This is a genomic window from Streptomyces sp. NPDC001108 (genome assembly GCF_053598535.1).
This window is the reverse complement of record NZ_JBSFKL010000001.1, coordinates 82,038-105,661: the sequence shown is the minus strand read 5'-3', so window position 1 is coordinate 105,661 and position 23,624 is coordinate 82,038. Positions and strand designations below refer to the sequence as shown.

Below are 23,624 nucleotides of genomic sequence, written 5' to 3'. Positions count from 1 at the left end.
GGGAAGCGCCGGTCCCCGCGAAGGAGCGACTGCCCGTGCGGACCCTCGACCATCTCGGCGCGCTTCCGGAGAGACCACCCGTGGTCGTGGTCGACAACGGGTCGACCGACGGAACGGCGGAAGCCGTCCGCTCCCACGCGTCGGGGGCCCGGCTGCTGAGCCCCGGCCGCAACACCGGTGCGATGGGCCGGAACCTGGCCGTCCGCCACGCCACCACACCCTACGTGGCGTTCTGCGACGACGACACCTGGTGGGAGCCCGGCGCCCTGCGGGTGGCGGCCGACCACCTGGACCGCCACCCCCGGCTCGCCGCCGTCACGGCACGGATCGTCGTCGAACCGGCGGGGGAGGACGACCCCGTGGTGGCCGAACTGCGCGAGTCACCCCTCAGCGGGCCGGACTGGCTTCCCGGCCCGGCCATCGGTTCCTTCCTGGCCGGCGCCACCATGATGCGCACGGACGCGTTCCGGGCCGCCGGCGGCTTCCATCCGGGTCTCTGGCTCGGCGGAGAGGAAGAACTGCTGGCGACCGATCTCATGCGGATGGGCTGGTGGCTGGCCTACATCCCGGAAGCGGTCGTCCACCACGCTCCTTCCACGGTGCGCGACAGCACCGCCCGGCGTGTGGTCGGGCTCCGCAACACGCTCTGGTTCACCTGGCTCCGGCGTCCTGCGGGCGCGGCCCTGCGACGCACGGTGTATCTGCTCACCACGGTTCCGAGGGACCGTGCCTCCCTCCGCGCCTTCCTGCTCGCGGCGGGCGGACTGCCCTGGGTGCTCCGTCAGCGGCGACCGGTGCCTCCCGCGATCGAGGCGCGGCTGGCCGCCCTGGAGGAGGCCCAGCGGAAGGGCACCGCGAGGCGGTACGTGGGCTGACCGGCAATCGCCCGACGGACCGCCCGGGACGGCACCGCGGCCGGGGCTCGGGGCACGGATTCACGTCCCGGTCGGCCCCTCTGCCCGGCGGAGGGCCTGCCGGACCGACCAGGCGACCGAGACGAGCGGGACGGCCACCACCGCGCCCAGGACCCCGGCCGCGATGGCGCCGCCGATCACCGAGAGCGCGACCACGACCGGGTGCAGCCGGACCGCCCAGCTCATCACGAGGGGATGCAGGAGGTGGCCCTCGATCTGGCCGATGATCACGATCAGGGCGACGACGACCGCCGCCACGACCGGACCTTTCGCGGCCAGTGCGACCACGGCGGCGACCGCGAGCGCGATCGGCGAGCCGATCAGGGGGACGAAGGCGGCGAAGAACTCCAGCAGGGCCAGAGGGAGCGCCAGCGGCACCCCGAGGGCGAACAGCGCCAGGCCCACGAGTACGGCGTTGGTCGCCGCCACCACGATGATGCCGTGCGTGTACCCGGTGAAGGTCCGCCAGGCGGCCCGTCCGGCGGTCGACACCCTGCCCCGGGCCGTCTCCGGCAGTTGGGCGCAGAACCACTGCCACTGCCGGTCGCCCGAGTGGATGAAGAAGACGGAGCAGAACACGGCGAGGACCAGGACCGTCACCACTTCCACCAGCCGCCCCAGACCGCTGACGGCGGTGCTGACGACGGTGGAGCGATGCCCGGACAGGAACTGTCCGATGCGGGACTGGAGATCGTCGAGCGTTCCCCGGGCGAGCCGGAACGGCGGCCTCTCCAGCCACTGCTCGATCCTGCCCAGCCCGTCACTGAACTCCTTCTCCAGCCTGCCCTGCTCCCCGGCGACCGCCTCGCCGACCAGGCTCAGCACGCCGAGGACGAGGACGATGCTGCCGATCAGGGCCACGGCCACGGCCAGCGGGCGCGGCATCCGGCGGGCCAGCAGGTTCGTGACCGGCTCCAGCACCGCGGTGACGACCAGGCCGAGGAAGACGGCCGCCGCGACCTCGTGGAACCGTCCCAGCACCGCGAACGCCGCGTACACGGCCGCTCCCACGACGAGGATCCGCCAGGCGTAGGCGGCGGCGGTCCTCAGCGCGGGGTTCACCCGGAGTTCGTAGCGCGGCCCCGCCCGCACATCCCGGGCCCGTCCGCTCCGGGAGCCGGTACGGTTCGTGCCGCGCCGCGACAGCAACTGACGCGACGCGGCACGGATCCGGCGCCGACGCCCCTCGGACGGAGCGCCGGAACCCGTGTCGTCGGGCCGGGAACGTGATGGCCTGGGCATTCCCCGCTGGTACCAGAAAGGGGCCCGGCCGATCCGGCGGCGCGCGGCGACACGCTCCCGGTGTCACCCCTGGAGCGGAGCCGGGCCCGGCGGCCGGTACCACTCCGGAGCGGCCGGTTCTCGTGGCTGATGATGCGTCAGGGAAGCTGGCCTCAGCCAGCATCCGTCAGGCCACGGAGTGGGACGGATGGCCGCAGCCGCGGTGCCTCCTGTGCGCGGTGAGAGTGGCGCCCGCACGGTTCAGCGTGCACGGGACCTCCGGTGCGAGGAGGCGCTGAGCCGGATCCGGGTATTGGAGGTGTACGGCGCGGTCGCCCGCTCGACCTCCGCGGTCACGGCATGGAGCGCGGGCAGGACGGAGTCCGGGGACGTGCCCGGGTGCAGCCAGACCCGCAGACCGACGTCCAGGCGCTGTTGGCGGCGGGGCAGTACGCGGGCGTGGGCGCGGGTGACTCCGGGCACGGTCGCGGCGCGTGTGCTCAGGGCCTCTGCGAGAGCCTGCGGGCGGACCCTGGAACCGGGAGAGGGCAGGCTGAGGTGTCGGGCCGCGTCCGGGCGGAACTGTGCGAGGAACGAGGAGGAGAGGAGCAGGCACAGGGCGATCGTCGCGGCCAGAACGGTGGGGGTCCACCAGCCTTCGGCGCGGAGCTGTGCAAGGTGGGTGCGGTCCAGCGGAACGGTGTCCGGGGCTGGCCACCAGGACGGCAGCCACTTCTGGAGGGGGCCGCCGGTCAGTGCGAGCCATGCGCCCGACAGGAGCATGGTGAGCCCGGCGAAGGCGAGGGCGCTCCGGTTGGCAGCCGCACGAACACGTCCCGTCACATGTCACCGTCCGGGGTGCGCGCGGATACCGGCATGGGCCGGTGGAGCATGGGATCGTGGGGCGCCTCCTGCTTCGGGTACGGGCGCCATACCGGCTCCGGGAGGACGGTGGCCCGCAGCCGTGGGACGCGACACAGAGTGCAGGCGCTCAGGGCGGCCCGTGCGGCGGACATGACGGCGTCCCGCGTGTTGGCGCGGTCACCGAAGCAGAGACCGGCCCTGACGGTGACGCGGCGCCTGCGGACCCGTACGCGTACCGATCCGATCCCTGCCACGTCCGCCACCGTGTCACGGACCAGCGATCGCAGTGCCGAACGATCCACCGCCGCTTCCACGCGGGCTGCGGGGGGCCGGACCGTGGACTGGTGGCGTCGGCCCGGCGTCACTGCGAGCACGATCAGCCCGACACCGAGCAGGGCGGCCAGTGCGCCGACGGCGACCACGGCCGGATCCCCCGTTCCGTGACCCGACAGCCAGTCCACGGCGCGCGCCCGCCAGGGCGCGGCCGCCCGAGGAGTTGTGTGCACCCGAACCGTGTCGAGGGCAAGCGCACCGCAGGCCGTGGCGGTCAGCGCCGTGAGCACGGCGGCAGGGACTCGACGCTGGGACCACCAACGGCGGGACGTACGGCGGGACGTGCGGGCCTCGTCGCCCTGCGGGGCGGGGGATGGCGGTGCGAGAGGCGGGGCCAGCGAGGTGACCGTGACCCGCGTGGACACCGCGTCCAGTCCCGTCAACTGCGCGGCACGCGCGTCGACATGGCGTTGGACATCCTGGACGGCTTCGGCGAGGGGAGCCGGGTAGGGCAGTGTCATCTCGAGGGACAGCTCGGCCCGGCCGCCTCGCACGGACGCCGCGACGCCGGTCACCCGGGAGGCGCCCCGTCGCGGGAGTGCCTCGGTGGCCGCCCGCTCGGCGATTCGGCGCACGGCCCGTTCCGAGACGGTGGTGGTGCCCCGCTCGGCCGCGGCCCTCACCGGCGGCTCCGCTCGAACGCGTCACGCACGTCCTGTACGCTGCCGCCGCCCTCGAACCACCGGCCCAGCGCCCAGCCCAGGCCTCCTAGTGCAGCCACAAGGAGGAAGGCGCCGAACCCGCCGAAGAAGCCGGCGAACGCCAGAGCCATGCCCACGGCCATTCCCACCACTGGTGTGCTCATCTTCCTTCGCCTCTCGCCCCGTACGACTCCCGTGTGCCCCCGTGCCCGGGCGCCGTCACTCCACGCGCGTGGTGTTCTCGGACTCGGCTTCGTCGGGCAGATGGACGTCATTGACGGTGATGTTCACCTCGACGACCTCCAGACCGGTGATCCGCTCCACTGCGTGGACCACGTTCTCCCGCACGTCCCGCGCCACGTCCATGACGGAGACGCCGTACTCGACGACCAGGTCGAGGTCGACGGCCGTCTGCCGCTCGCCGACCTCGACCTTCACCCCGCGTCCCACGTTGGAGCGGCCACCGGGCACGCGGTCGCGTACGGCGCCGAAGGTGCGGGAGAGGCCGCCGCCCATGTCGTGCACGCCGGGGATCTCCCGGGCCGCGATGCCCGCCACCTTCACGACGACGACGTCGGCGATCGACGTACGGCCCCGGTCGGGCGCGGGCTGGTCGATTCCGGCCGTGCCGCCGGACACGGCCGTGGTGCGGGGCGGCCTTCCGGCCGGCTGAGTGGGCAGGTCCTTCATCTCGTTCTCGGTCATGTGGGTAATACGGTGCCGAAACCCCGCCGGACGGGTCGCTCCCACGATCGGGCGAATGCGCTCTTCCCGCCAATCCGCGCCCGCTTCGGCTGCGGATGAGTCGTGAGACTTCACCGAGGCCCAGGGAAGGCCGGTCTTCGGAAGGCCCGACGAAAGGAGCCGCCCAGTGGCGGGGGTCCGCACATCAAGTGCACCACCCGGCAGCGCACCACCGGATACCTGGCGCGACACGGACAGTGCCCTGCTGGCGGTCCGTGCCGCGGAAGGTGACGAGGACGCGTTCGCCGTACTGGTGCACCGGCACGCGCCGTCTCTCACCCAGCTCGCCACCCGACTGCTCGGCACCCGGACCGAGGCGGAGGACGCGGTCCAGGATGCGCTCCTCAGCGCCTGGCGACGGCTGCCCGAGTTCCAGGGGCGTTCCTCCTTCGGTACCTGGATGTACCGGATCGTCACCAACCGCTGTCTGAACGTGCTGCGTGCCCGCAAGCCCACTGCCGCTCTGGAGACCGCCGGGGAAGTGGCCGCGGCCGAGCACAGCACGTCTCCGGCCCGGATTACGGAAGGCCGGGACGCGGTTCGCGAACTACGCGAGGCTCTCGACCTGCTCTCGGCCGAACAGCGCGCCTGCTGGGTGCTGCGGGAACTGGATGGGAGATCCTACGCGTTCGTCGCGGAAGCGGTCGGCATCAGCCAGGGGGCCGTCCGAGCCCGTGTCTTCCGCGCACGCCGTTGTCTGACACGAGCACTGGGGGCCTGGCGATGACCGACCTGACCGATCCGTCGCACGGCACATCCGCCCACGACGACGAACTCCTGCCCTGCGGAAGGCCGCTGTCCCGAGCCTGGTCCGACTGGGAGGACCAGCGCGGCGACGCCCACTTGCGGACCTGCCCGCACTGCCGGGAAGCGGTGCGCGAACTCGATGAACTCGAGTCCGCGGTCCGCGGGCTGCGCACGGCGACGGCGGACACCAGCTCGTACGACGCCGAGCCGCTGACCCGCCGGATCATGGACGTGCTCCGCCTCCAACCACTTCCGGGCCGCCCCCTGCCGCTGGGCGGACCCACCGAAGGCTTGTGGATCACGGAATCGGCCGCGGCCCGCGCCCTGCGTACCGCGGCTGAGACGGTCCAGGGCGTCCGCGCCGGCTCCTGCTGCCTCCTCGACGGCCCCGAGGACGGCATGGTGGAGGTCCGCCTCGACATCCACGCCCAGGGGGGCATCCGCCTGCCCGACCTCACCGCGCGGGTGCGGGAACAGGTCGGGCAGGCGGCCGACCTCGCCCTGGGCATGGCCGTTGCGGCCATGCACATCAGGGTCACCGACCTCCTCCCGACGGCCGACGACGGCCGGGAAGGCCCTACGCCGTGACCGAACGTAGGGCGAGAACCGCGCACAGCGCGCTCGTCAAGGAAGTCGCCACCGCCGGGAGGCGTCGGTCCTGTCCGACGCCGGGCGGTGACCCGGCGGCAGCGGCGCCGGTGGCGGTCCGGCCGGCGCAGTCCGAGGGTGCTGCCGGCCGGACCACGGCGCGTGGGCTGGCCTCCGGGTACGGCCGGCGCGGTCAGCGCAGCTCGTTGAGCGCCTTCTGGAAGGCGGCGGCGTGCCCGGCCTCGTCGCCGGCGGTGTTGCGCCAGTAACGGGCGGCGGCGTCGTCACCGACGGCGGTGGCCCGCTTGGTGAACTCCGGGTACACGGTGGTCGCCTCGTTGTGCTCCCCGGTGATTGCCGTGCGCAAATTCTCCCGCGTCGTGCGGACCAGCCCGGCCAGGACCGCCTCGCCGGCAAAGTGCTCGAGCAGTTCGACCCTGGCCGTGCCCTCCCACAGGCGGGCCAGCGCCGTGTTCCCGGTCTGCCGGGCGTGGGCGGCGAAGAGCATGTACTTGGCGTGCGCGAGCGCCTCGCCGTGCAGGGCGGTGTCCAGATTGGCCTTGGTTCGTGCGGCCTTCACCTTCGGCGGCCCGGCGGGCACGGATACCTCGTCGGCCTTCGGTGGCGCGGGGATGGTGCCGTGACCGGTCGTCACGACCGTGAGGGCCGTGCGGAAGGCGTCGCGGTGGCGGCCCTCGTCCGCGGCGATCTCGCTGAAGAGTTTCGCTGCTTCGAGGTCCCCGTCCGCACTGGCCTGCTCGGCGAAGCGGCGGTACATGACCTGGTGTTCGTAGGTCTCGCCGCTGATGGCCTGGCGCAGGTTGGCCGCGTTTGATCCGACGGTCCCCGCCAGGGCGGCCGCCTCGTGCAGGTGCTCGTCGAGCTCGGTCTGTGCCGTGTTCCGGAAGAGCTTGCCGACAGCCGTCAAGCCTTGTCGATCGGCCTCGGTGGCGAACAGATTGTAGGTGGCTTAGGCGTATGCCTCGCCCTTCATCGTGGTGGTCAGGTCGGCGAGCGTCTGTGCGTGGAGAGCGCGGTCGGCAGTGAGCGGAGCCGGGCGCGGTGCACCCCCGGCCGGGGCGGCCAGTGCCGGCGCCGCAGGCGTAGCCGCGACCAGCGCGCACAAACCCGCTACGAGCGCGCGTTTCGAGTGGTGAATCACGATGTCCTCCTTCCGGGGGCACCCTTTCGGGTGCGCAGACCCGCTCCCATGCCACCCGCACATCCGCACCACCGCCCCTTCACGCCAACCATCCAGGTGAATACAGAAAGTGGTCACGCGTCGCGGTGCCACGCCTGGTCCGGCGTCGGCTGGACAGCACGGCCTCCACCGCCGGACCGGTCTGTTCTTCCGCCGGGCGCCAGACGCGGCGTATGCGCCCAGGGGCCGATGTGCGGGCCCGGCGAAACAGGCATTTGATGGGAAGAGGGTGCCCTCTCCCGTGGGTTCCGAGAGGAGGACCGCATGAGCGCGTCACCCGGTTTCTCCGGCCGCCGAGGCTTCGACACCTCCCGCCTGCCGCCCGGCCAGTACCCCACGTACGACTTCCCCGTTCTGTCCGCCGGCCCCACGCCGGAGGTCGACACCGAGGACTGGGAGTTCACCGTCACCAGCGAGACCGGGTGGCGCGCCGGCTGGACCTGGGAGCAGTTCATGGCCCTGCCTCAGCGGGAGGTCTCCACGGACCTGCACTGCGTGACCCGCTGGTCGAAGTTCGACACCCGCTGGCGTGGCGTCAGCCTCGACACTCTGCTTGCGGACGCCGAGACGGCAGCGGACTTCGTGATAGCCGACTGCCACGGCGGCTACACCACCAACCTGCCGCTGGAGGATGTCCTCGACGGGCAGGCGTGGATCGTCCACGAGTACGACGGGTTCCCGCTCTCGCCCGAGCATGGCGGGCCGGCCCGGCTGCTGGTGCCGCACCTGTACTTGTGGAAGTCCGCGAAGTGGGTGCGCGGCCTGACCCTGAGTACGTCCGACGAACCCGGCTTCTGGGAAGCGGCCGGCTATCACAACTACGGCGACCCCTGGCGCGAGCAACGCACCTGGCAGGACTGACCCGCACTCTCCGGACGTACGAGGAGCCCACCGATGGCGACGCTCACCCCAGGATTCCACGGCCACCCCCACACCCGCGGCAACCGCCTGCCGCCGGGCCAGTTCCTCACCGAGGACTTCCCCGTGCTGTCCGCCGGGCCCACTCCCACCATCCCGACCGAACGCTGGCGGTTCACCCTGACCACCGAGACCGGCGAGCGGCACGGCTGGTCCTGGGAGGAGTTGACAGCACTGCCGCAGCAGGAGCTCACCACCGACCTGCACTGCGTGACCCGCTGGTCCAAGTTCGACACCTGCTGGCGTGGCGTCAGCCTCGACACCCTGCTCGACGGCGTCGCGACCACGGCCCGCTTCGCCCTCGCCGAGTCCTACGGCGGCTACACCACCAACCTGTTGCTGGACGATCTGCGGGGCGGGAAGGCGTGGATCGCGCACACCTACGAGGGTGAGCCGCTGGCCGCCGAACACGGCGGCCCTGCGCGGCTTCTGGTGCCACACCTGTACTTCTGGAAGTCCGCGAAGTGGGTCACCGGCCTCACTCTCGGCACTGAAGACCGCCGTGGCTTCTGGGAGCAGTTCGGCTACCACGACCGCGGCGACCCGTGGCGCGAGCAACGCACCTGGAACGACTGAACCCGAGCACCGGAGAGGAGTCGCGATGGGGCAGTGGAGGACCGCCGAACTGGAGGCCCGGACCCCCGAGAGCACGACGGCCCGCACGCTGCGCCTGCGCGCGGCCGACTGGCCGGGCCACCTGCCCGGCCAGCACGTCGACGTACGGCTCACCGCGGACGACGGCTACCAAGCCGTGCGCAGCTACTCGCTTTCCGCTCCGGCCGACGGCGATCGCATCGAGATCTCCGTCCAGCCCGCCCCGTACGGCGAAGTCTCCCCGTACCTCGCCGAGGACTTTCCCCTCGGGGCCGGGATCGAGGTCAAGGGCCCGCTCGGCGGATGGTTCGTCTGGAAACCCGGACGGCCCGAGCCCGTCCTCCTGGTTGCCGGCGGCGCCGGGATCGCACCGCTCGCGGCCATGCTGCGCGCCCGGCTCGACCTGGCCGACGGACCGCCCTTCCACCTCGCCTACTCGCTGCGCGATCCGGGACAGCGCTGGTTCGGCGCTCTGCTGGACGGCACCGCCGCGGCCGGCAACCCCGCCGTCACTGCTGACTGCCTGTACTCCCGTAACGCCCCGCCCGGGCACCCCCGGCCCGTCGGCCGGATCACCGCGGCCGACCTCGACCTGCCCCGCTTCCGGCCCGCCGACGAGGCGCTCGCCTTCGTCTGTGGCCCTACCGCCTTCGTCGAGAAGGCCGCCAACCTCCTCGTCCACCTCGGCCATCGCGCCGACCGCGTCCGCACCGAGCGGTTCGGCTGACACCTTTCCTGGGAGACCCCATGCGTGACGGAAACGCCCTCGCCGGTCCGCTGTCCGAGCTGTTCCTTCCCGACCCCACCACCGCCCTGCGCCTGTGCCCCGCATGTGGGACCGACGCCGCCCTGGCCGCCCTGCACGTCTACGATCAGGGCCCCGCCGCCGTCGCCCGCTGCCCACGTTGCTCCGGGATCGCCTTCCGTATCGCCCGCCACCCCGACCAGCTCTGGTTCGACTTCGGCCAGGGCGGGGCACTGCGCTTCCCGACCTCCTGATCTGCCGTGGCCACCGCTGTCGCGTAGATGCTCTCCGGGTTTCCTCGTTCAAGTGCGGAGGCAAGGCCGACCGCGATCGCGGACCACTTTGCTGGATGAGTGCCCCTGGCTACACTGCGGCGTCGACCAGGGGATGGCGGCGAACGGGGAGCCGGGGGAGACTGGCGTTGACCGCTGGGGGAGAGATGTTCGGGGCCGACCATGGGGCGAGGATCCAGCCGCTGGAGGAGGGCGATCCGGTACAACTCGGTACGTACACACTGATCGGACGGCTCGCGTCGGGCGGGATGGGGCGGATCTTTCTCGCCCGGTCACGGGGCGACAATTCGCTGGCCGCGGTCAAGACGCTTCTTGCCGAGGGGCACATCGGTGATGCGGACCGGCGGCGGTTCGCACGCGAGGTCAAGGTGGCCCGGCGCGCCGAGGGAGTGCGTACCGCCCGGGTGCTGGACGCCGATCCGCAGGCGGAACGTCCGTGGATGGCGACGGAGTACGTGCCTGCGCCGTCCTTGTCCGAACTCGTCTCCCGTGCCGGCCCGTTGACCGGAACGGCTGCCCGCTGGGTGACGCGCGGCGCGCTGGAAGCGCTCGTGGAGCTGCACCGGCAGGGCATCGTGCACCGGGACGTGAAACCGCAGAACCTTCTGTTGGAGCTTTCCGGCCCGCGCCTCATCGACTTCGGAATCTCGCACGCGGCGGACCTGACACGTACCCAGCTCACCCTGGGCACGATCGCGTTCACGTCCCCGGAACAGGCGCGCGGCGAACCCTCCACCGCAGCGTCCGACGTGTACTCGCTCGGCGCCACCCTCTTCCACCTCGCCGTCGGGCGCTCCCCGTATCCGCCCGATACCGAGATGCTGCTCCTGCTGACGTACGTGGCGGAGGCGGACACGGACCTGGCCGGGTTGCCGGAGGAACTCGGGCCAGTGGTCCGCGCCTGCCTTTCGCTCTCGCCGGAGGACCGGCCGAGCGCGGAGGAACTGCTCGACCGGTTCGCTTTCGAACTGGCCGAGATGCCGACGGCCGCGGACGCATCCGGATGGCTGCCGAGCCCGTGGGCGCGGCTGATCGAAGGCTACGCACGCCAGGGCCGTGCCCTGGCTGCCGACCCGCGTGACGAGCCGCCGGAGGACGAGGCACGGACGCGGGTGCTGCACGACAGCACACGGGACAGGACGGCGGCGACACGGATGCTCCAGGAGGCGCCCGTTGCCGGGACCGTGCAGGAGGAACGCGCGTACGCGGAGATCGAAGGGCCGCCCCGTGCGGAAGTCGCGGCCGAGGCCGGAGCCCCCTCCCGTGCGGAAGCCGCCACCCCCGCACCCGCCGACCAGCCCGGCGCGGGCAGAGGCGCCCGTATCCTGGTCCGCTCCATTCAGGTGTTCATGGCCTCCCTCCTGCTGCTGCTCGCCGTCGGCGCCACGTACGGCTACTACCAGTACAGTCACGCGGACGACCCGGACGCCACGGACCGGGCCTTCGACGCCGTCGTCACCGGCGACTGCGTCACCACCGACCTCGACCTCGAACACGGCTGGACGGACGAGGCACCCCGGACCGCTGATTGCCGCACCGCGACGAACGCGCCCTGGAAGGTGATCGCTCGGGAGAAAGGGGGGCTCGTCGAGCGGTGCATGGGCGGTGACGGAGCGATGGCGTGGACACGGCAAAGCGGTGCGGGCACGGTCAGCCTGTGTCTGGAGCGCCGGTTCACCGACGGGGAGTGCGTACTGGGGGCCGAGCCCACGGACGACATCGTCCTGCAGGTCACACCCCTCCTCGAGGACACCGTCTTCGCCACCACCGTCGGCTGCTCCGACGCGCCTCCCCGGGGGTGGGCGGTGCTGCGGGTGATCAGCTCCGCGCAGGTCGAGCAGGGCTGCCCCGAAGAGGCCGTCGTGCAGTACCGATTCACCGAACGGGGGCGCCTGCTGTGCCTGACCCGGGCGTGACCCCGAGCCCGCTGCACCGGTCCGATCCGACGGGCCTCGGTCCGTACCGGCTCGTGGGCCGGCTCGCCGTCGGCGGTATGGGCCGCGTCTACCTCGCCGTGCACTCCGGCACGGGCGAACTGGCGGCGGTCAAGACGCTGCTGGTGGAGGAGATCGGCGACACCGACCGGCAGCGGTTCGCGCGGGAGGCGGCCCTGGCCCGGCGGGTCCCGGGACGGCACACGGCCCGGTTGTTGGACGCGGCACCCGGAGAGCGGAGGCCCTGGCTGGCGACGGAGTACGTACCGGCACCCTCCCTCGGCGAACTCGTCGCCCGAGGCGGGCCCGTGGACGCCGTGACCGCCGCCTGGCTGGCTGCCGAATGCGCGACGGCCCTGACGGCGCTGCATTCGGCCGGTGTGGTCCACCGCGACCTCAAACCGCAGAACATCCTGCTGTCGGCCGATGGGGTCAAGGTCATCGACTTCGGTATCTCGCACGCCACCGATCTGACCCGGACGCGGCTGACGCTGGGCACGCTCGCGTACATCGCCCCGGAGCAGGCGCGCGGCGAACCGGCGACTCCGGCGGGGGACGTGTACGGGCTCGGTGCGACGCTGTGCACCCTGGCGACCGGCCGGGCGCCCTACCCCGACGTCGGCGACCCCATACAGCTGCTGGGGCTCGTCGCACGCGGCGCCGTCGACACCGCGGAGGTGCCGGAGCCGTTGCTCGGGCTGGTGTCGGCCTGCCTCGCGGCCGACCCGGCGGACCGGCCGCGTCCGGACGAGCTGCGGGAGCGGGCGGAAGCGGTGGGCCGAGCGGGCGCGTCCCGGATGCCGGACCGCTGGGCCGGGATCGTCCTGGCGTACCAGCGGCAGGGGCGGGAACTGGCCGAGAAATATGCGAGCGCCCCTGTGCCAGGAGCCGATAGACCCGCATACGACGACAGCCCCCCGCACGACGCCGAGGCCATGTCCGCCGAGAGCCCCCCGGACACCAGAACCTTCCCCCGTCGCACGGTTGGCCTGACCCCCCGGGGCTGGCGCGCGGCAGGAGGCTTCGTCGCGAACTGCGCGGGCCTCGGCCTGTTCCTTCTCGGCGCTCTGGCCGTCCTCGCCACGGTGATCGTGATCGTGGTCGCCGTCGCCACCGACTGACGCCGAACTCCGCAGACCGGCCTCCCCACGCTCATGCCGTTCTCCCCGGTCGATTCCCGTCCCGCACCGGAGACGATCCCGGCTCCCACGAGGCCGCACCACGGAGCGGCCTCGGACTCCTCGGGCGCGAGTGCCGTCACCGTAAGCGCATGGGCGCTCATGCTCCGCCGCTGCCGTAGGGGGCGTAGAGGTCGAGGAGCCGGACTCGGGCGGCGTGCAGCCGCTGGGCGACGACGCGGCCGACCCAGACCGCGATCGACCGGCCGAACTCCGCGTCCTCGGCGCAGAGCGACCGGACCGCTTCGGCGTCGAACTCCCAGGCCCGGACCGGGCTCATCGCCTCGGCGCCCAGGTGCCAGGTGAACGGCGGGTAGTGCCAGGACCAGCCGATCAGTTCGCCGTGGCCGAGCGACTCGATGACGGCGTGCCGACGCCCCGGCACACGCAGGTCGAGGGCGACGGTTCCGGTGCGGATGATCCAGAATCGGTCGGCGTGCCGCCCCTCCTCGAACAGACGCGTACCGGCGTCGAAGGAGGTTTCCCGGGCGAGGCCCAACAGCCGTTCGCGGTGCTCGGCGGGCAGCGCGGTGCCGATGGTGGTGGCCGAAGTCATCTCAGCGGCTCCCTTCGTGATCACTCCATCCAGGGTGAACGCTCAGGGGCCACGTCACCACGGGCCGCCCGGGTCCGATTCGGAGGCCCAACGGCCCCTGTACGCGGCCCGCCGCGCAGTGTCCCGTCGCCCGGCTCCCCCACGGGCGGGGGGTGTGCCCGTGCCGTCGGCGTCCGACCGGTACTCCGCCACCGGATGCCTCCCGGCTCACGGCCATTACCGTGAAGGTGTGGCCCCATCGCGTCCCACGGGGGCCGTAACGGAGGCATCGTGGGCGACAACGACAAGTCACGTGACCACTGCGGAGAGGGACGTCACCGGCTGGGCTCGCTCCCCGGCGGGCTCCAGGAACGGCTCGCCGCAGTGATGCGGGAGCCGGTGGAGATGGCCCAGCTCTTGGACGCGGTCATGTCCGTGGGCCGGGAACTCGATCTGCCCCGCGTGCTGCGCCGTATCGTCGAAGCGGCGGTTGTCGTGGTCGATGCGGAGTACGGGGCGCTCGGAGTGGTCGGTGAGGGAACCCGACTGGTCCAGTTCCTGACAGTGGGCCTCACGGCGGAGCAGCACGAAGCCATCGGGCACCTGCCAACGGGGCACGGCATTCTCGGTGAGCTGATCCGCCATCCCGAACCGTTGCGGTTGGCGGAGCTCTCCGAGCACCCTTCGGCATACGGATTTCCGCCGAACCACCCCCCGATGCACTCGTTCCTCGGCGTTCCCATCCGGGTCCGCGACGAGGTCTTCGGCAATCTGTACCTGACGCAGAAGCGGGGCGGCCGGGCTTTCGACGCCGAGGACGAGGCCGTGCTGTCCACGCTGGCGGTCGCGGCGGGCGTGGCCATCGAGAACGCCCGCGTCCATGCGGAGACGCGTAACCGCCAACGCTGGCAGGAAGCCAACAACGAGGTCGTCGCCGCTCTGATGAGCGGGGCGGGTCAAACCCGTGTCCAGCGGATGATCGTCGGTCACTCCGCTCGCATCCTGGCCGCGGATCTCGGAGTGCTGGCACTGGTCGCCGACAAGAAGAACCTGCGCGTGGTGGAGGCCTCCGGGCTGGATGCGGAGTCGCACCGCGGGCTGGTCCTGCCGCGGGAAGGCTCGTTCTCAGGCGCGGCACTCGACGCGGCTGAGCCGATCACCAGCCGTGATGTCGAACACGACCCGAGGATCACGGAGGGACCACGGCGATGGGCGGGACTGGGCCCCGCTGTCGCGGTTCCGATGATCACAGGGGGCCGGGCCCGAGGAGTCCTGCTGCTGGCCCGGACACGGGAACGTCCCGTCTTCACCGATGCGGAGACCACGCCGCTGCTGACGTTCGCCGGACAGGCCGCGCTGGCGATGGAGCTCACCGAGCGACGTGAGTCCGCCGAACAGATCGCTCTGTTGGAGGAGCGCGACCGTATCGCCAGGGATCTGCACGACCTGGCCATTCAGCGGCTGTTCGCCACGGGGATGACCTTGCAGAGCGTGGTGCGCCTGGTGGAACAGCCGGAGGCGAGTGAGCGGCTGCTGCGGGCGGTGGACGACCTGGACGAGACCATCAAGATCATCCGGTCCACCATCTTCGGTCTCCGCGTCACCGGCTCGGGCCGGGCCGGCCAGGGGCTGCGTGTCCGGGTGGCGGCCACGGTCGAGCAGGCCGCCAGGACCTTGGGGTTCCAGCCGTCGCTGCGGCTGGCAGGGCTGATCGACACGGATGTTCCGGCCGCGATCGCCGAGCAGGTGATCGCGGTGCTCGGCGAGGCTCTGAGCAATGTCGCCCGCCACGCACGGGCGACGGCGCTGGACATCTCGCTGGTGGTGGGGGAGGGCGAAGTGGAACTGGTCGTGTCGGACAACGGCGTCGGCATGCCCGGGCACATCGCTTCCCGGAGCGGGCTCGACAACCTCGCGCGGCGCGCGGAGAAGTTCGGCGGCGCGTTGACGGTGGGGGAGGCGGACCGGGGTGGCACCAGGCTGAGTTGGCGGGTTCCGCTGCGGCTCTCCTGACAGCACCCGGAGCGCGGGGGAAGCGCGGGGGACAGGGGATCAGGCCGTGTGGTGTGCGGTGGTGTGCGAGGACGTGCCTGCGGCGTGGTCGTCCGCGGCGTGTGCGGCGATCACGGCCGCCTGGATGCGGCGTTCGACACCGAGCTTGGCCAGCAACCGGGAGATGTGGTTCTTGACCGTCTTCTCGGAGAGGTAGAGACGCTTGCCGATCTGGCCGTTGGTGAGTCCTTCGCCGATCAGAGCGAGGACGTCCTTCTCCCGGGGGGAGAGCGCCGTCAGCGCGTCGCCCTCCGCGGAACCGCTACCGGAGCCCTCCCCGCGCAGGCTGTTCATCAGCCGTGCCGTGGTCGAAGGATCGAGGGTCGACCGCCCGGACGCCAGGGTACGGACGGCGGCGACGAGGTCCGTGCCCTTGATCTCCTTCAGCACGTATCCGGCCGCGCCGGCCATGATGGCGTCGAGCAGCGCTTCGTCGTCGTCGAACGAGGTGAGCATCAGACAGGCCAGATCCGGCATGCGCGAACGCAGTTCACGGCAGACCGTGATCCCGTCGCCGTCCGGCAGCCGCACATCGAGGATCGCCACATCGGGGCGGAGCGCCGGGCCCCGGGCCAGCGCGTGGTCGGCCGTTCCCGCGTCGCCGACGACCTCGATGTCGGCCTCCGCGTCGAGCAGATCCTGCACACCGCGCCGGACGACCTCGTGGTCGTCCAGCAGGAACACGCGGATCGGACTCTGTGCGGAGAACTCCGTTCCGTTGCCCATGACGGCCCTCCTCGTCTCCAAGGATCGCGCTGTTCTCCCGGTTCCTCACTGTGGGGCCGGGGCGTCGGGTACGACGGCGACCGGGCAGGACGCATAGTGCAGTACCGCGTGATTGACCGGACCGAGGCGCGAGCCGGGGTGCCCGTCGGCCCGCCGCGCACCGACGACCAGGAGATCCGCGCCCTCGGCCGCCTCGATCAGTACCTGATGGGCGGGGCCCTGGACCACGGACCGGTGGATGTCGGCTCCGTGCCCGGACCGTTCCAGTACGGCCAGGACTTCTTCCAGGTGGTCGGCGGCCTCCTGATGATGTGCGGAGGTCGGAGAGCCGGAGAGCAGCGGATGCTTCGCCGCTTCGTGGGCGGGGGAGCGCCAGGCGCGTACGGCGATCAGCTCGCCGTGGCGCGAGACCGCCTGGGCGAGAGCGAAGCGGACGGCCGCGGACGGCCCCGCGGCGTCGCCGATGCCGACGACGACGCGGGCCGGCTCGGGCGGGATCTCCGGTGCGGCGGCGGGTACCACGACCACCGGGCAGTGGGAACGGCCGGCGACGGCGAGGCTCACGGACCCCAGGAGCATTCCGGCGATCCGGCCGCGGCCACGGGAGCCGAGCACGAGCAGAGCGGCCTCGTGGCTCTCGTGCACCAGCGCGTGAACCGGGTCCTCGGGCCGCACGTCGGCGGTCGTCCTCACCTCGGCATGGAGGCGCTCCACCCGTTCCTGCGCGGACGCGACGAGGTGCTCGGCGAGAATCTGCTCGGCCGGGCGCCCGGTGTCGAACGTGGGCCACGCGGTCTCATAGCGCTCCCACAACGACGCGTGGACGACGCGCAGCGGGAGCCGTGAGCGCGCCGCTTCCGAGGCGGCCCAGTCCAGGGCCCGGAGGCTGCCCTCCGACCCGTCCACCGCGGCGACTATTGGGAACTGCATGGCTCCTACCACCTTCCTCGAAGAGGCGTCGCCCCGTCTTCAGCATGGGGCGGTTCGTCGGCCGGTGCGTAGGGGCCGTTCGTCCCCCGTCCGGGCCCGGAAGGTTCCTCAAGGGGACGGCTCCGTGGCCCTACCGGTCCGCACCGGGCCTTCGAGCGAGCACGAACGGGTAGGGCGGCGGCAGGTCCTCGGCACGCTGTTCCCGGGAGACCACCGGAACGTACGGGTGGATGTCACCCGGGGCGTGCCTGATTCGCCGCCATACCGGGGCGGGCGACTCCGGGGAACGGGAATGACCACCGCAGGAGCCCGCGCCCCGTCCGCATCGCCGCCGAGCGGGCGAGGGGCCAGAAGCACATCCCGCCACCGTGCGGTCCGCCAAACGGGTCGCGGCCCCGGCCGCTCGACCTGCTTCCGTGATGCGATGGCAGGAGACCACCCAGACGGTTGCCCCGCCGAGGACCGAGGTACGCCATGAACCACAACCGGGCACGGCCACGCCGCCCGACTGCCCCGACCGCGTTCCTGCGGCTCGAACCCATGCTCGTGGCAGTGACGACCACGGCCTTGGCAGCGGGAGGAATCGCCTGGCTGGCCGACGCACCCGCGCTCGCGGACCTGTTCTGGGCGCTGGGCACCGCAGCCGCCATCGGCCCCGCGGTCGGCTGGGTGGTGGCGGCTCTGCGGCGCGGCCGAGCCGGGGTGGACGTGATCGCCGTACTCGCGCTCGGCGGCACCCTGGCCGTGGGCGAGTACGTGGCGGGTGCCCTGATCGCGTTGATGCTCGCCACCGGTCGAGCCCTGGAGACGGCCGCCCAACGGCGGGCCTCCCACGACCTGCGTGCCCTGCTCGAACACGCACCGCGCTCGGCGCATCGCCGTACGGACACGGGAGTGGACACCGTGCCGCTGAGCGAAGCCGTCGTCGGTGACCTGCTCGTGGTGCGCCCGGGTGAGGTGGTACCCGTCGACGGCTGGGTGGAAAGCGCCGTCGCGGTCCTGGACGAGTCGGCACTCACCGGCGAACCCCTCCAGGTCCAGCATCGCCACGGCGAAGGGGTGCGCAGCGGGGTGGTCAACGCGGGCGGGGCCTTCGAACTGCGGGCCACCGCCACCGAGCGGGACAGCACCTACGCGGGCATCGTGCGGCTGGCCGAGCAGGCCGGGGCCGAGTCCGCGCCGGTCGTACGGCTGGCCGACCGCTACGCGGCCTGGTTCCTCCCCCTCTCCCTCGCGGTGGCGGGACTGGCCTGGCTGCTCAGTGGCTCCGCGGTACGCGCGGTCGCCGTTCTGGTCGTCGCCACCCCCTGTCCTCTGCTGCTCGCCGCCCCGGTCGCCGTCGTGTCGGGGCTGTCCCGGGCATCACGCCTCGGCGTGGTCGTCCGCGACGGCGGCGCGCTGGAGAATCTCGGGCGCGCCCGTACCCTCCTGCTCGACAAGACCGGCACTCTCACCGGTGGACGCCCTCGTGTCCTCGATGTCGTCGCCGCCCCCGGGCTGAAGCCCGCAGAGGTGCTGCGACTGGCGGCCTCGGTCGACCAGTACTCACCGCACGTACTGGCCCGGGCCATCGTCGACGCGGCCCGGGAGCGTGGACTGGAGCTGTCGACCGCCGAGGACGTCGTCGAGGAGCCCGGCCGGGGAGCCGTCGGCACCGTGGACGGGCGCAGGGTCGGCGTGGGCCGCCCCAGGGCCGTGGACGTGCGTCCCGCCTGGGCCAGGGCGGTGGAGAACCGTGCGCTCCTCGACGGTGCGGCACTCGCCTGGCTCGTCCTCGACGAGCGGCCCGCCGGTGCCGTCCTGCTGCGCGACCCCCTGCGGCCCGACGCCCCACGCACCCTGCGCCACCTGCGTACGGCCGGGATCGATCGACTGCTGATGCTGACCGGCGACCGTGCCGCTCCCGCCCGGGAAGTCGCCGCGGTACTCGGCCTCGACGAGGTGCACGCCGAACTCGGCCCGGCCGAGAAGGTCGCCGCCGTGCACGCGGAACGGGAGCACGCGGTCACGGTGATGGTCGGCGACGGGGTCAACGACGCCCCCGCCCTCGCCGCCGCCGACATCGGAGTCGCCATGGGGGCACGGGGCGCCACCGCCTCCTCCGAGGCCGCCGACATCGTCCTGACCACCGACCGCCTCGACCGCCTCGCCGATGCCGTCGCCATCGCCCGGCGGTCGCGTCGCATCGCCGTCCAGAGCGCTCTCGGGGGCATGCTGCTGTCCATCGCCGCGATGGCCGCAGCCGCCGTCGGACTGCTTCCGCCCGCCGTCGGCGCGCTGCTGCAGGAAGGCATCGACATCGCCGTCATCGTCAACGCTCTCCGTGCCCTGCGCGTCGATCGGACCGCGCGGCCGACCCTCACCCCCGAGGCCGAGGCACTCATCCACCGCTTCGCCGCGGAACACGACGACCTCCAGGACGTTCTCGACGCCGTACGTGCTGCCGCCGATCAGCTCTCCGACACCACCGGCCCGAAGGCTCTCGCCGCCGTCGAGCAGACCCATCACCTGCTCACCGAACGACTCCTGCCCCATGAACAAGCCGAGGAAAACCAGCTCTATCCCGCTCTCGCTCCCACTCTGGGAGGCCCCGAGGCGACCGCGACCATGAGCCGTGCCCACACGGAGATCGAACGTCTCTCCCGCCGTATCGCCACCCACCTGCAGCTCGCCCGGAGCGGTGGTGGCCTGGCCCCCGAGCAACTCGACGACCTGCGCTCCTGTCTCTACGGCCTGAACACGGTCCTGCGTCTGCACTTCACCCAGGAGGAGGAGAACTACTTCTCCCTCGCGCCGTAGCAGATTCCCGGGCCGGAGCAGAGACCCGATATGCGACTCACCCGGGCTCACGACGCGAAGCCGTGGGAGGGTGCCCGCTTTCCCGCTGCGGTCGGCCGGTTCCTCCCCGGTGAGCGTTTGCCGGGCCGGTGTCCCGGTGTGACGCTAGGAGCATGGTGCGCGTGCCGGACGAGGAGGCGCTGACCGGGTGGGCCGTAGGGAACCCCGGCCCGATCGAGGGCGGTCCACTGATGCGGATACGGCGGGCTGCCCCTTCCCCCGGCCCGGGCGAGATGCTGCTCATGGTGGAGGCATGTGGTGTGTGCCGTACCGACCTGCACCTCGCCGAGGGCGATCTTCCCCCGCACCGGCCGTCGACCGTCCCCGGGCACGAGATCGTCGGGCGGGTCGCCGCCGTCGGTGAAGGGGTCACGGACTTCCGGGCCGGTGACCGCGCGGGCGGGGCCTGGCTCCGCGGGACCTGCGGCCGTTGCAGGTACTGCCGGGCGGGCCGTGAGAACCTCTGCCCGGACTCCCGGTACACCGGCTGGGACGCGGACGGCGGATTCGCCGAGGCCGCCCTCGTACCTGCCGACTACGCCTACCGGCTCCCCGACGACCAGGACGCCGCGCTGCTGGCGCCGCTGCTGTGCGCCGGAATCATCGGCTACCGGGCCCTGCGCCGCAGCGCCCTGCCCCCCGGCGGACGGCTCGGGATCTACGGCTTCGGGGCCTCGGCCCATCTGGCGGCGCAGGTCGCACTGGCCGAAGGAGCGACGGTGCACGTGCTCACGCGCTCGGCGCGAGCCCGCGAGCTCGCCCTCGAACTGGGTGCCGCCTCCGCGCGCGGCGCCTACGACCGCCCGCCGGAACCACTGGACTCGGCGATCCTGTTCGCACCGGTCGGCGACCTGGTCCCCGTGGCGCTGGAGGCACTGGACCGCTCGGGCACACTCGCCGTCGCCGGGATCCACCTCACCGACGTTCCCGTGCTGAACTACCGCCGCCACCTCTTCGAGGAACGGAGCCTGTGCAGCGTCACCTCCAACACCCGGCAGGACGGCCGGGACTTCCTGGAGACGGCGGCCCGGATCGGTATACGGGTCACGACCAGCCCCTATCCGCTCGACGCCGCCGACCAGGCGCTCAGGGACCTCGCCGCCGACCGGGTCGACGGTGCCGCCGTCCTCGTCCCCGGATGACGTCGGGCCTGCCCTGTCCGGCGGGTCCCGCAGGCGTCCCCGAACAGTGACGAGTCGCGGTGACGACGTTGTGGGTCATGACCTCGGAAACCGTGCGGTGCTGCATGACGGTCCTCCTCGAGGAGCGTGGAATCCCGGCGGATTCCACCCTGGGGCACCGGCGCCGCGGACAGGCAGTGCCGAACGGTCCTGTTCCGGGTCCGGTGGCCCCTATGAGGCGAGCTCCGGACAGGAGCAGCATGGGCTCGGGAACGCGGGCCGCCCAAGGAGGAGCCCGGAGATGCACGGCGACGGGAGACGGTCATGGCTGGGACCGAAGTGCCGGACGGCTCGGTGAAACCGCGTGCGGGGCTCTGGGCCCGAACGGGCGACCGGCTTGTGGTGGGCGGTGCCACCGTCGGGGACGAGGGGCGGGACGGAGAGATCGTCGGACTGCACCACACGGACGGCACCCCGCCCTACGATGTCCGCTGGTCGGACACCGGCCGGGTCACCCTGGTGTTCCCCGGCCCGGACGCCCGGGTCCGGCACTACCCGGCCGATGACTCCTCCGCCGGACCTCGGCGTCGGCCGTCCAGGAGGAAAGACGATGAACACCGTTGACAAGGTGCCGCACCCGAGCGATTTCGGGCGCCGGGTCGCGACCAGGCGTCGGCAGCTCAACCTCTCCCGGGAGGACGTGGCGGACCGGGCAGGATCCACCGTCGGCTACATCACCTACGTGGAGGAGCGGTTGCCCGGTCCGGGAACGGGGTTCCTGGTCCGGCTCGCGGACGCCTTGGAGACCACGGTCCAGGACCTGATGGGGATGGCGGCCGACCTCCCGTCCGGAGAAGGGCACGCAGGAGCACGGCCGAGGCTGGAGAGGATCGACGAGAAGGAATGCTGGGTGCTGCTCGGCGACCACGGCGTGGGCCGGATCGCCATCGAGGTGGCGGACACACTTGACGTCATCCCCGTCAACTACCGGGTCATCGACGGGCGGGTGCTCTTCATGACCACGGCCACGTCCGCACTCGGGCGGGCCGCAGCCGCCGGTGCCGAGATCGCCTTCGAGGAGGACCATGTGGACGAGGCGTTCCGCCAGGGCTGGAGTGTGCTACTCGTCGGCCCGGTGCGCATCGTCTCGGACTCGGCCGAGTCCCAGTCCCTCCGGGTTGCCGCGCAGGCGCAGGCGCAGGCGCAGTCGTGGGCCGGGGAGGGGCGGGACACCCCCGTTCTGCTCCTGCCGCACCGTGTGACGGGGCGCCGGATCCTGGTGCCGGGTGCGCCCGGCACTGCCGACGGGGCCGGTACGCGGGAGCGCTGAACCCGTGGCCGGGCGGTCGGGCCGCACGCCATGGGACCCGAACGGCCCATGGCGGTCGAGGCCGCGACGGAGTCGGCACACCCATCGCCGGCCACGGGGTGCGCGCAGGCTCCCGGGGCGGACCGAAGGAGGAGCTATGAACAAGCAGACCGCAGCCCCGCTCGGGCTCGCCGAGGTCGTCGTGGGAATCGACGGTTCCCCCTCGGCGCGGACCGCCGCGCTCTGGGCCGCCGAGGAGGCCGACCGCCGCTCGCGCGCCCTGTGTCTCGTGCACGCCATCGACACCGGCCGGCGCGTCCACACCCGCGACGCGAAATCGGCGCACACGGCACGTGAAGCCGCCCATGAGGTGCTGACCGGGACGGCGGAGGCCGTACGCGAACGCTTCCCGGGCCTCGCCGTCACCCAGAAGCTCGATGAACACGAACCGGTCGCCGCACTCCTCACGTCCGCCGGCTCCCGGGGAACGGTCGTGGTCGGAAGCAGGGGGCTCGGCGGCTTCTCCGCCCTGCTGCTGGGCTCCGTCGGGCTGGGAGTGGCTGCCTCTGCCGAGGTGCCCGTGGTCGTGGTGCGCGGGGAGACCGGAAGCCCGGAGTCGGGCTCGGTGACCGCGGCCGTACGTGACTCCGCAGACCTCGGGTGGCTGCTGCTCGCCGCAGCGGAGGCGGATGCCCGCAGGGCGGCGCTGCGCATCATCAGCGTGTGGAACGTGCTCGCCCATGTCGGCACTGTCGCGACCATGCTCGACGACCTGGACGAGATGGCGCAGCAGCGGGTGAGGGAGATGAAGGAGCTCGCCGACCGCGTGCGCGAGAGGTTCCCGGGCCTGGTCGTCGGCCATCATGTGGAGGCAGGAACGAGCACCCCGGGCGTCCTGACCGAAGCGAGCGCCCACACCGACCTCCTCGTGATGGGCCGGGGCCACCCTTCGACGGGACTGGGGCCCTCCCTCGGCCGCGTCGCCCACGCGCTCATCCACCACGCGCACTGCCCCGTGGAGATCGTTCCGGCAGCGTTCGTGACCATGGACGGCACGCCGTGATGGGCCTTCTGCCCGGAGTGGATCCCGGGAGCCCGGATGTCCCGCACTGTCCCCGGCCACTGCCGAGGCGAAACGCGAACGCCCGAGTTCTGGTGCCCGTCGGGCGGCCCGGAGCCGGACCGACAACGACTGAAC

At 72.3% G+C, this 23,624-nt stretch carries 24 protein-coding genes; 15 read left to right on the top strand and 9 right to left on the bottom strand.

The genetic code is table 11. From position 1 onward, the window contains the following. The first annotated feature begins 29 nt into the window (after positions 1–29). Positions 30–875, top strand: a complete 846-nt coding sequence (locus ACWC97_RS00445) for a glycosyltransferase family 2 protein (protein ID WP_450647442.1) — start codon at positions 30–32, stop codon at positions 873–875. A 60-nt stretch (positions 876–935) separates the two neighbouring features. Here the strand turns inward: ACWC97_RS00445 and ACWC97_RS00440 are convergent, their stop codons facing one another. The 5 genes from ACWC97_RS00440 to ACWC97_RS00420 form a co-directional block, all read right to left on the bottom strand. Beyond that, complete coding sequence (locus ACWC97_RS00440) at positions 936–1,976, bottom strand: AI-2E family transporter (RefSeq protein ID WP_450646515.1); 1,041 nt, start codon at positions 1,974–1,976, stop codon at positions 936–938. A 420-nt stretch (positions 1,977–2,396) separates the two neighbouring features. Continuing rightward, complete coding sequence (locus ACWC97_RS00435) at positions 2,397–2,978, bottom strand: hypothetical protein (RefSeq protein ID WP_450646514.1); 582 nt, start codon at positions 2,976–2,978, stop codon at positions 2,397–2,399. Next, positions 2,975–3,955 (bottom strand): DUF6286 domain-containing Asp23/Gls24 family envelope stress response protein, encoded by a 981-nt coding sequence (locus tag ACWC97_RS00430; protein ID WP_450646512.1) that lies wholly within the window; start codon positions 3,953–3,955, stop codon positions 2,975–2,977. Before ACWC97_RS00430 ends, ACWC97_RS00435 begins: the two co-directional genes overlap by 4 nt. Further along, on the bottom strand, positions 3,952–4,137 hold the full coding sequence (locus ACWC97_RS00425; RefSeq protein WP_450646510.1) for a hypothetical protein: 186 nt from the start codon (positions 4,135–4,137) through the stop codon (positions 3,952–3,954). Before ACWC97_RS00425 ends, ACWC97_RS00430 begins: the two co-directional genes overlap by 4 nt. Before the next feature lie 55 nt (positions 4,138–4,192). Then, positions 4,193–4,678 (bottom strand): Asp23/Gls24 family envelope stress response protein, encoded by a 486-nt coding sequence (locus ACWC97_RS00420; RefSeq protein WP_450646508.1) that lies wholly within the window; start codon positions 4,676–4,678, stop codon positions 4,193–4,195. Positions 4,679–4,844: 166 nt separating this feature from the next. On the opposite strand from ACWC97_RS00420, the gene ACWC97_RS00415 reads away from it, so the two are divergent. Both ACWC97_RS00415 and ACWC97_RS00410 read left to right on the top strand, forming a co-directional pair. Continuing rightward, entirely contained in the window at positions 4,845–5,444 is a 600-nt protein-coding gene (locus ACWC97_RS00415) for an RNA polymerase sigma factor (protein ID WP_450646506.1), read from the top strand. Then, positions 5,441–6,052 carry an Asp23/Gls24 family envelope stress response protein gene (locus tag ACWC97_RS00410; protein ID WP_450646504.1) on the top strand — a complete coding sequence of 204 codons (612 nt, stop codon included), beginning with the start codon at positions 5,441–5,443 and terminating at the stop codon, positions 6,050–6,052. The genes ACWC97_RS00415 and ACWC97_RS00410 overlap by 4 nt, the downstream gene beginning before the upstream one ends. Before the next feature lie 193 nt (positions 6,053–6,245). Here ACWC97_RS00410 and ACWC97_RS00405 read toward each other — a convergent pair whose 3' ends face one another. Beyond that, positions 6,246–6,980, bottom strand: coding sequence for a ferritin family protein (locus tag ACWC97_RS00405; protein WP_450646502.1), 735 nt, complete (start codon positions 6,978–6,980; stop codon positions 6,246–6,248). Between the two features lie 537 nt (positions 6,981–7,517). Here ACWC97_RS00405 and ACWC97_RS00400 point away from each other — a divergent pair. The 6 genes from ACWC97_RS00400 (at position 7,518) to ACWC97_RS00375 (ending at position 12,858) form a co-directional block, all read left to right on the top strand. Then, on the top strand, positions 7,518–8,114 hold the full coding sequence (locus ACWC97_RS00400; protein WP_450646500.1) for a sulfite oxidase-like oxidoreductase: 597 nt from the start codon (positions 7,518–7,520) through the stop codon (positions 8,112–8,114). Between the two features lie 33 nt (positions 8,115–8,147). Further along, positions 8,148–8,747, top strand: a complete 600-nt coding sequence (locus tag ACWC97_RS00395; RefSeq protein WP_450646498.1) for a sulfite oxidase-like oxidoreductase — start codon at positions 8,148–8,150, stop codon at positions 8,745–8,747. Positions 8,748–8,772: 25 nt separating this feature from the next. Next, positions 8,773–9,492, top strand: coding sequence for an FAD-binding oxidoreductase (locus ACWC97_RS00390; protein ID WP_450646497.1), 720 nt, complete (start codon positions 8,773–8,775; stop codon positions 9,490–9,492). A gap of 20 nt (positions 9,493–9,512) precedes the next feature. Beyond that, positions 9,513–9,764: a DUF6510 family protein gene (locus ACWC97_RS00385; protein WP_450646495.1), complete on the top strand. Its 252-nt coding sequence runs from the start codon at positions 9,513–9,515 to the stop codon at positions 9,762–9,764. A 167-nt stretch (positions 9,765–9,931) separates the two neighbouring features. Further along, complete coding sequence (locus ACWC97_RS00380; RefSeq protein WP_450646493.1) at positions 9,932–11,719, top strand: serine/threonine protein kinase; 1,788 nt, start codon at positions 9,932–9,934, stop codon at positions 11,717–11,719. After that, on the top strand, positions 11,716–12,858 hold the full coding sequence (locus tag ACWC97_RS00375; RefSeq protein WP_450646491.1) for a serine/threonine-protein kinase: 1,143 nt from the start codon (positions 11,716–11,718) through the stop codon (positions 12,856–12,858). The genes ACWC97_RS00380 and ACWC97_RS00375 overlap by 4 nt, the downstream gene beginning before the upstream one ends. Before the next feature lie 157 nt (positions 12,859–13,015). On the opposite strand, the gene ACWC97_RS00370 is transcribed toward ACWC97_RS00375, so the two are convergent. Further along, on the bottom strand, positions 13,016–13,471 hold the full coding sequence (locus ACWC97_RS00370) for a Crp/Fnr family transcriptional regulator (RefSeq protein ID WP_352276735.1): 456 nt from the start codon (positions 13,469–13,471) through the stop codon (positions 13,016–13,018). 270 nt (positions 13,472–13,741) lie between these two features. Between ACWC97_RS00370 and ACWC97_RS00365 the strand changes: the two genes are divergently transcribed. Further along, the gene (locus ACWC97_RS00365; protein ID WP_450646488.1) at positions 13,742–15,463 is read left to right on the top strand and encodes a GAF domain-containing protein; all 1,722 of its coding nucleotides are present in this window, start codon (positions 13,742–13,744) and stop codon (positions 15,461–15,463) included. A gap of 39 nt (positions 15,464–15,502) precedes the next feature. On the opposite strand, the gene ACWC97_RS00360 is transcribed toward ACWC97_RS00365, so the two are convergent. Further along, positions 15,503–16,228, bottom strand: a complete 726-nt coding sequence (locus ACWC97_RS00360) for a response regulator (RefSeq protein ID WP_450646486.1) — start codon at positions 16,226–16,228, stop codon at positions 15,503–15,505. A gap of 45 nt (positions 16,229–16,273) precedes the next feature. Next, positions 16,274–17,158, bottom strand: a complete 885-nt coding sequence (locus ACWC97_RS00355; protein ID WP_450646485.1) for a universal stress protein — start codon at positions 17,156–17,158, stop codon at positions 16,274–16,276. A gap of 474 nt (positions 17,159–17,632) precedes the next feature. Between ACWC97_RS00355 and ACWC97_RS00350 the strand changes: the two genes are divergently transcribed. The 5 genes from ACWC97_RS00350 (at position 17,633) to ACWC97_RS00330 (ending at position 23,489) form a co-directional block, all read left to right on the top strand. Beyond that, positions 17,633–19,957: a heavy metal translocating P-type ATPase gene (locus ACWC97_RS00350; protein ID WP_450646483.1), complete on the top strand. Its 2,325-nt coding sequence runs from the start codon at positions 17,633–17,635 to the stop codon at positions 19,955–19,957. A 152-nt stretch (positions 19,958–20,109) separates the two neighbouring features. Beyond that, positions 20,110–21,138, top strand: a complete 1,029-nt coding sequence (locus tag ACWC97_RS00345) for a zinc-binding alcohol dehydrogenase family protein (RefSeq protein WP_352276743.1) — start codon at positions 20,110–20,112, stop codon at positions 21,136–21,138. Between the two features lie 303 nt (positions 21,139–21,441). Beyond that, positions 21,442–21,741: a DUF1918 domain-containing protein gene (locus ACWC97_RS00340; RefSeq protein ID WP_352276744.1), complete on the top strand. Its 300-nt coding sequence runs from the start codon at positions 21,442–21,444 to the stop codon at positions 21,739–21,741. Next, positions 21,728–22,447, top strand: coding sequence for a pyridoxamine 5'-phosphate oxidase family protein (locus ACWC97_RS00335; RefSeq protein ID WP_450646480.1), 720 nt, complete (start codon positions 21,728–21,730; stop codon positions 22,445–22,447). Before ACWC97_RS00340 ends, ACWC97_RS00335 begins: the two co-directional genes overlap by 14 nt. A gap of 136 nt (positions 22,448–22,583) precedes the next feature. Then, entirely contained in the window at positions 22,584–23,489 is a 906-nt protein-coding gene (locus tag ACWC97_RS00330; protein WP_352276746.1) for a universal stress protein, read from the top strand. Positions 23,490–23,624: the final 135 nt, after the last annotated feature.

Excerpts from the sequence above, each read along its gene's own strand:
- ACWC97_RS00425 (WP_450646510.1), bottom strand. The coding sequence starts at position 4,137 with ATGAGCACACCAGTGGTGGGAATGGCCGTGGGCATGGCTCTGGCGTTC.
- ACWC97_RS00420 (WP_450646508.1), bottom strand. The coding sequence starts at position 4,678 with ATGACCGAGAACGAGATGAAGGACCTGCCCACTCAGCCGGCCGGAAGG.
- ACWC97_RS00410 (WP_450646504.1), top strand. The coding sequence starts at position 5,441 with ATGACCGACCTGACCGATCCGTCGCACGGCACATCCGCCCACGACGAC.
- ACWC97_RS00400 (WP_450646500.1), top strand. The coding sequence starts at position 7,518 with ATGAGCGCGTCACCCGGTTTCTCCGGCCGCCGAGGCTTCGACACCTCC.
- ACWC97_RS00395 (WP_450646498.1), top strand. The coding sequence starts at position 8,148 with ATGGCGACGCTCACCCCAGGATTCCACGGCCACCCCCACACCCGCGGC.
- ACWC97_RS00390 (WP_450646497.1), top strand. The coding sequence starts at position 8,773 with ATGGGGCAGTGGAGGACCGCCGAACTGGAGGCCCGGACCCCCGAGAGC.
- ACWC97_RS00385 (WP_450646495.1), top strand. The coding sequence starts at position 9,513 with ATGCGTGACGGAAACGCCCTCGCCGGTCCGCTGTCCGAGCTGTTCCTT.
- ACWC97_RS00370 (WP_352276735.1), bottom strand. The coding sequence starts at position 13,471 with ATGACTTCGGCCACCACCATCGGCACCGCGCTGCCCGCCGAGCACCGC.
- ACWC97_RS00360 (WP_450646486.1), bottom strand. The coding sequence starts at position 16,228 with ATGGGCAACGGAACGGAGTTCTCCGCACAGAGTCCGATCCGCGTGTTC.
- ACWC97_RS00355 (WP_450646485.1), bottom strand. The coding sequence starts at position 17,158 with ATGCAGTTCCCAATAGTCGCCGCGGTGGACGGGTCGGAGGGCAGCCTC.
- ACWC97_RS00350 (WP_450646483.1), top strand. The coding sequence starts at position 17,633 with ATGAACCACAACCGGGCACGGCCACGCCGCCCGACTGCCCCGACCGCG.
- ACWC97_RS00345 (WP_352276743.1), top strand. The coding sequence starts at position 20,110 with ATGGTGCGCGTGCCGGACGAGGAGGCGCTGACCGGGTGGGCCGTAGGG.
- ACWC97_RS00340 (WP_352276744.1), top strand. The coding sequence starts at position 21,442 with ATGGCTGGGACCGAAGTGCCGGACGGCTCGGTGAAACCGCGTGCGGGG.
- ACWC97_RS00335 (WP_450646480.1), top strand. The coding sequence starts at position 21,728 with ATGAACACCGTTGACAAGGTGCCGCACCCGAGCGATTTCGGGCGCCGG.
- ACWC97_RS00330 (WP_352276746.1), top strand. The coding sequence starts at position 22,584 with ATGAACAAGCAGACCGCAGCCCCGCTCGGGCTCGCCGAGGTCGTCGTG.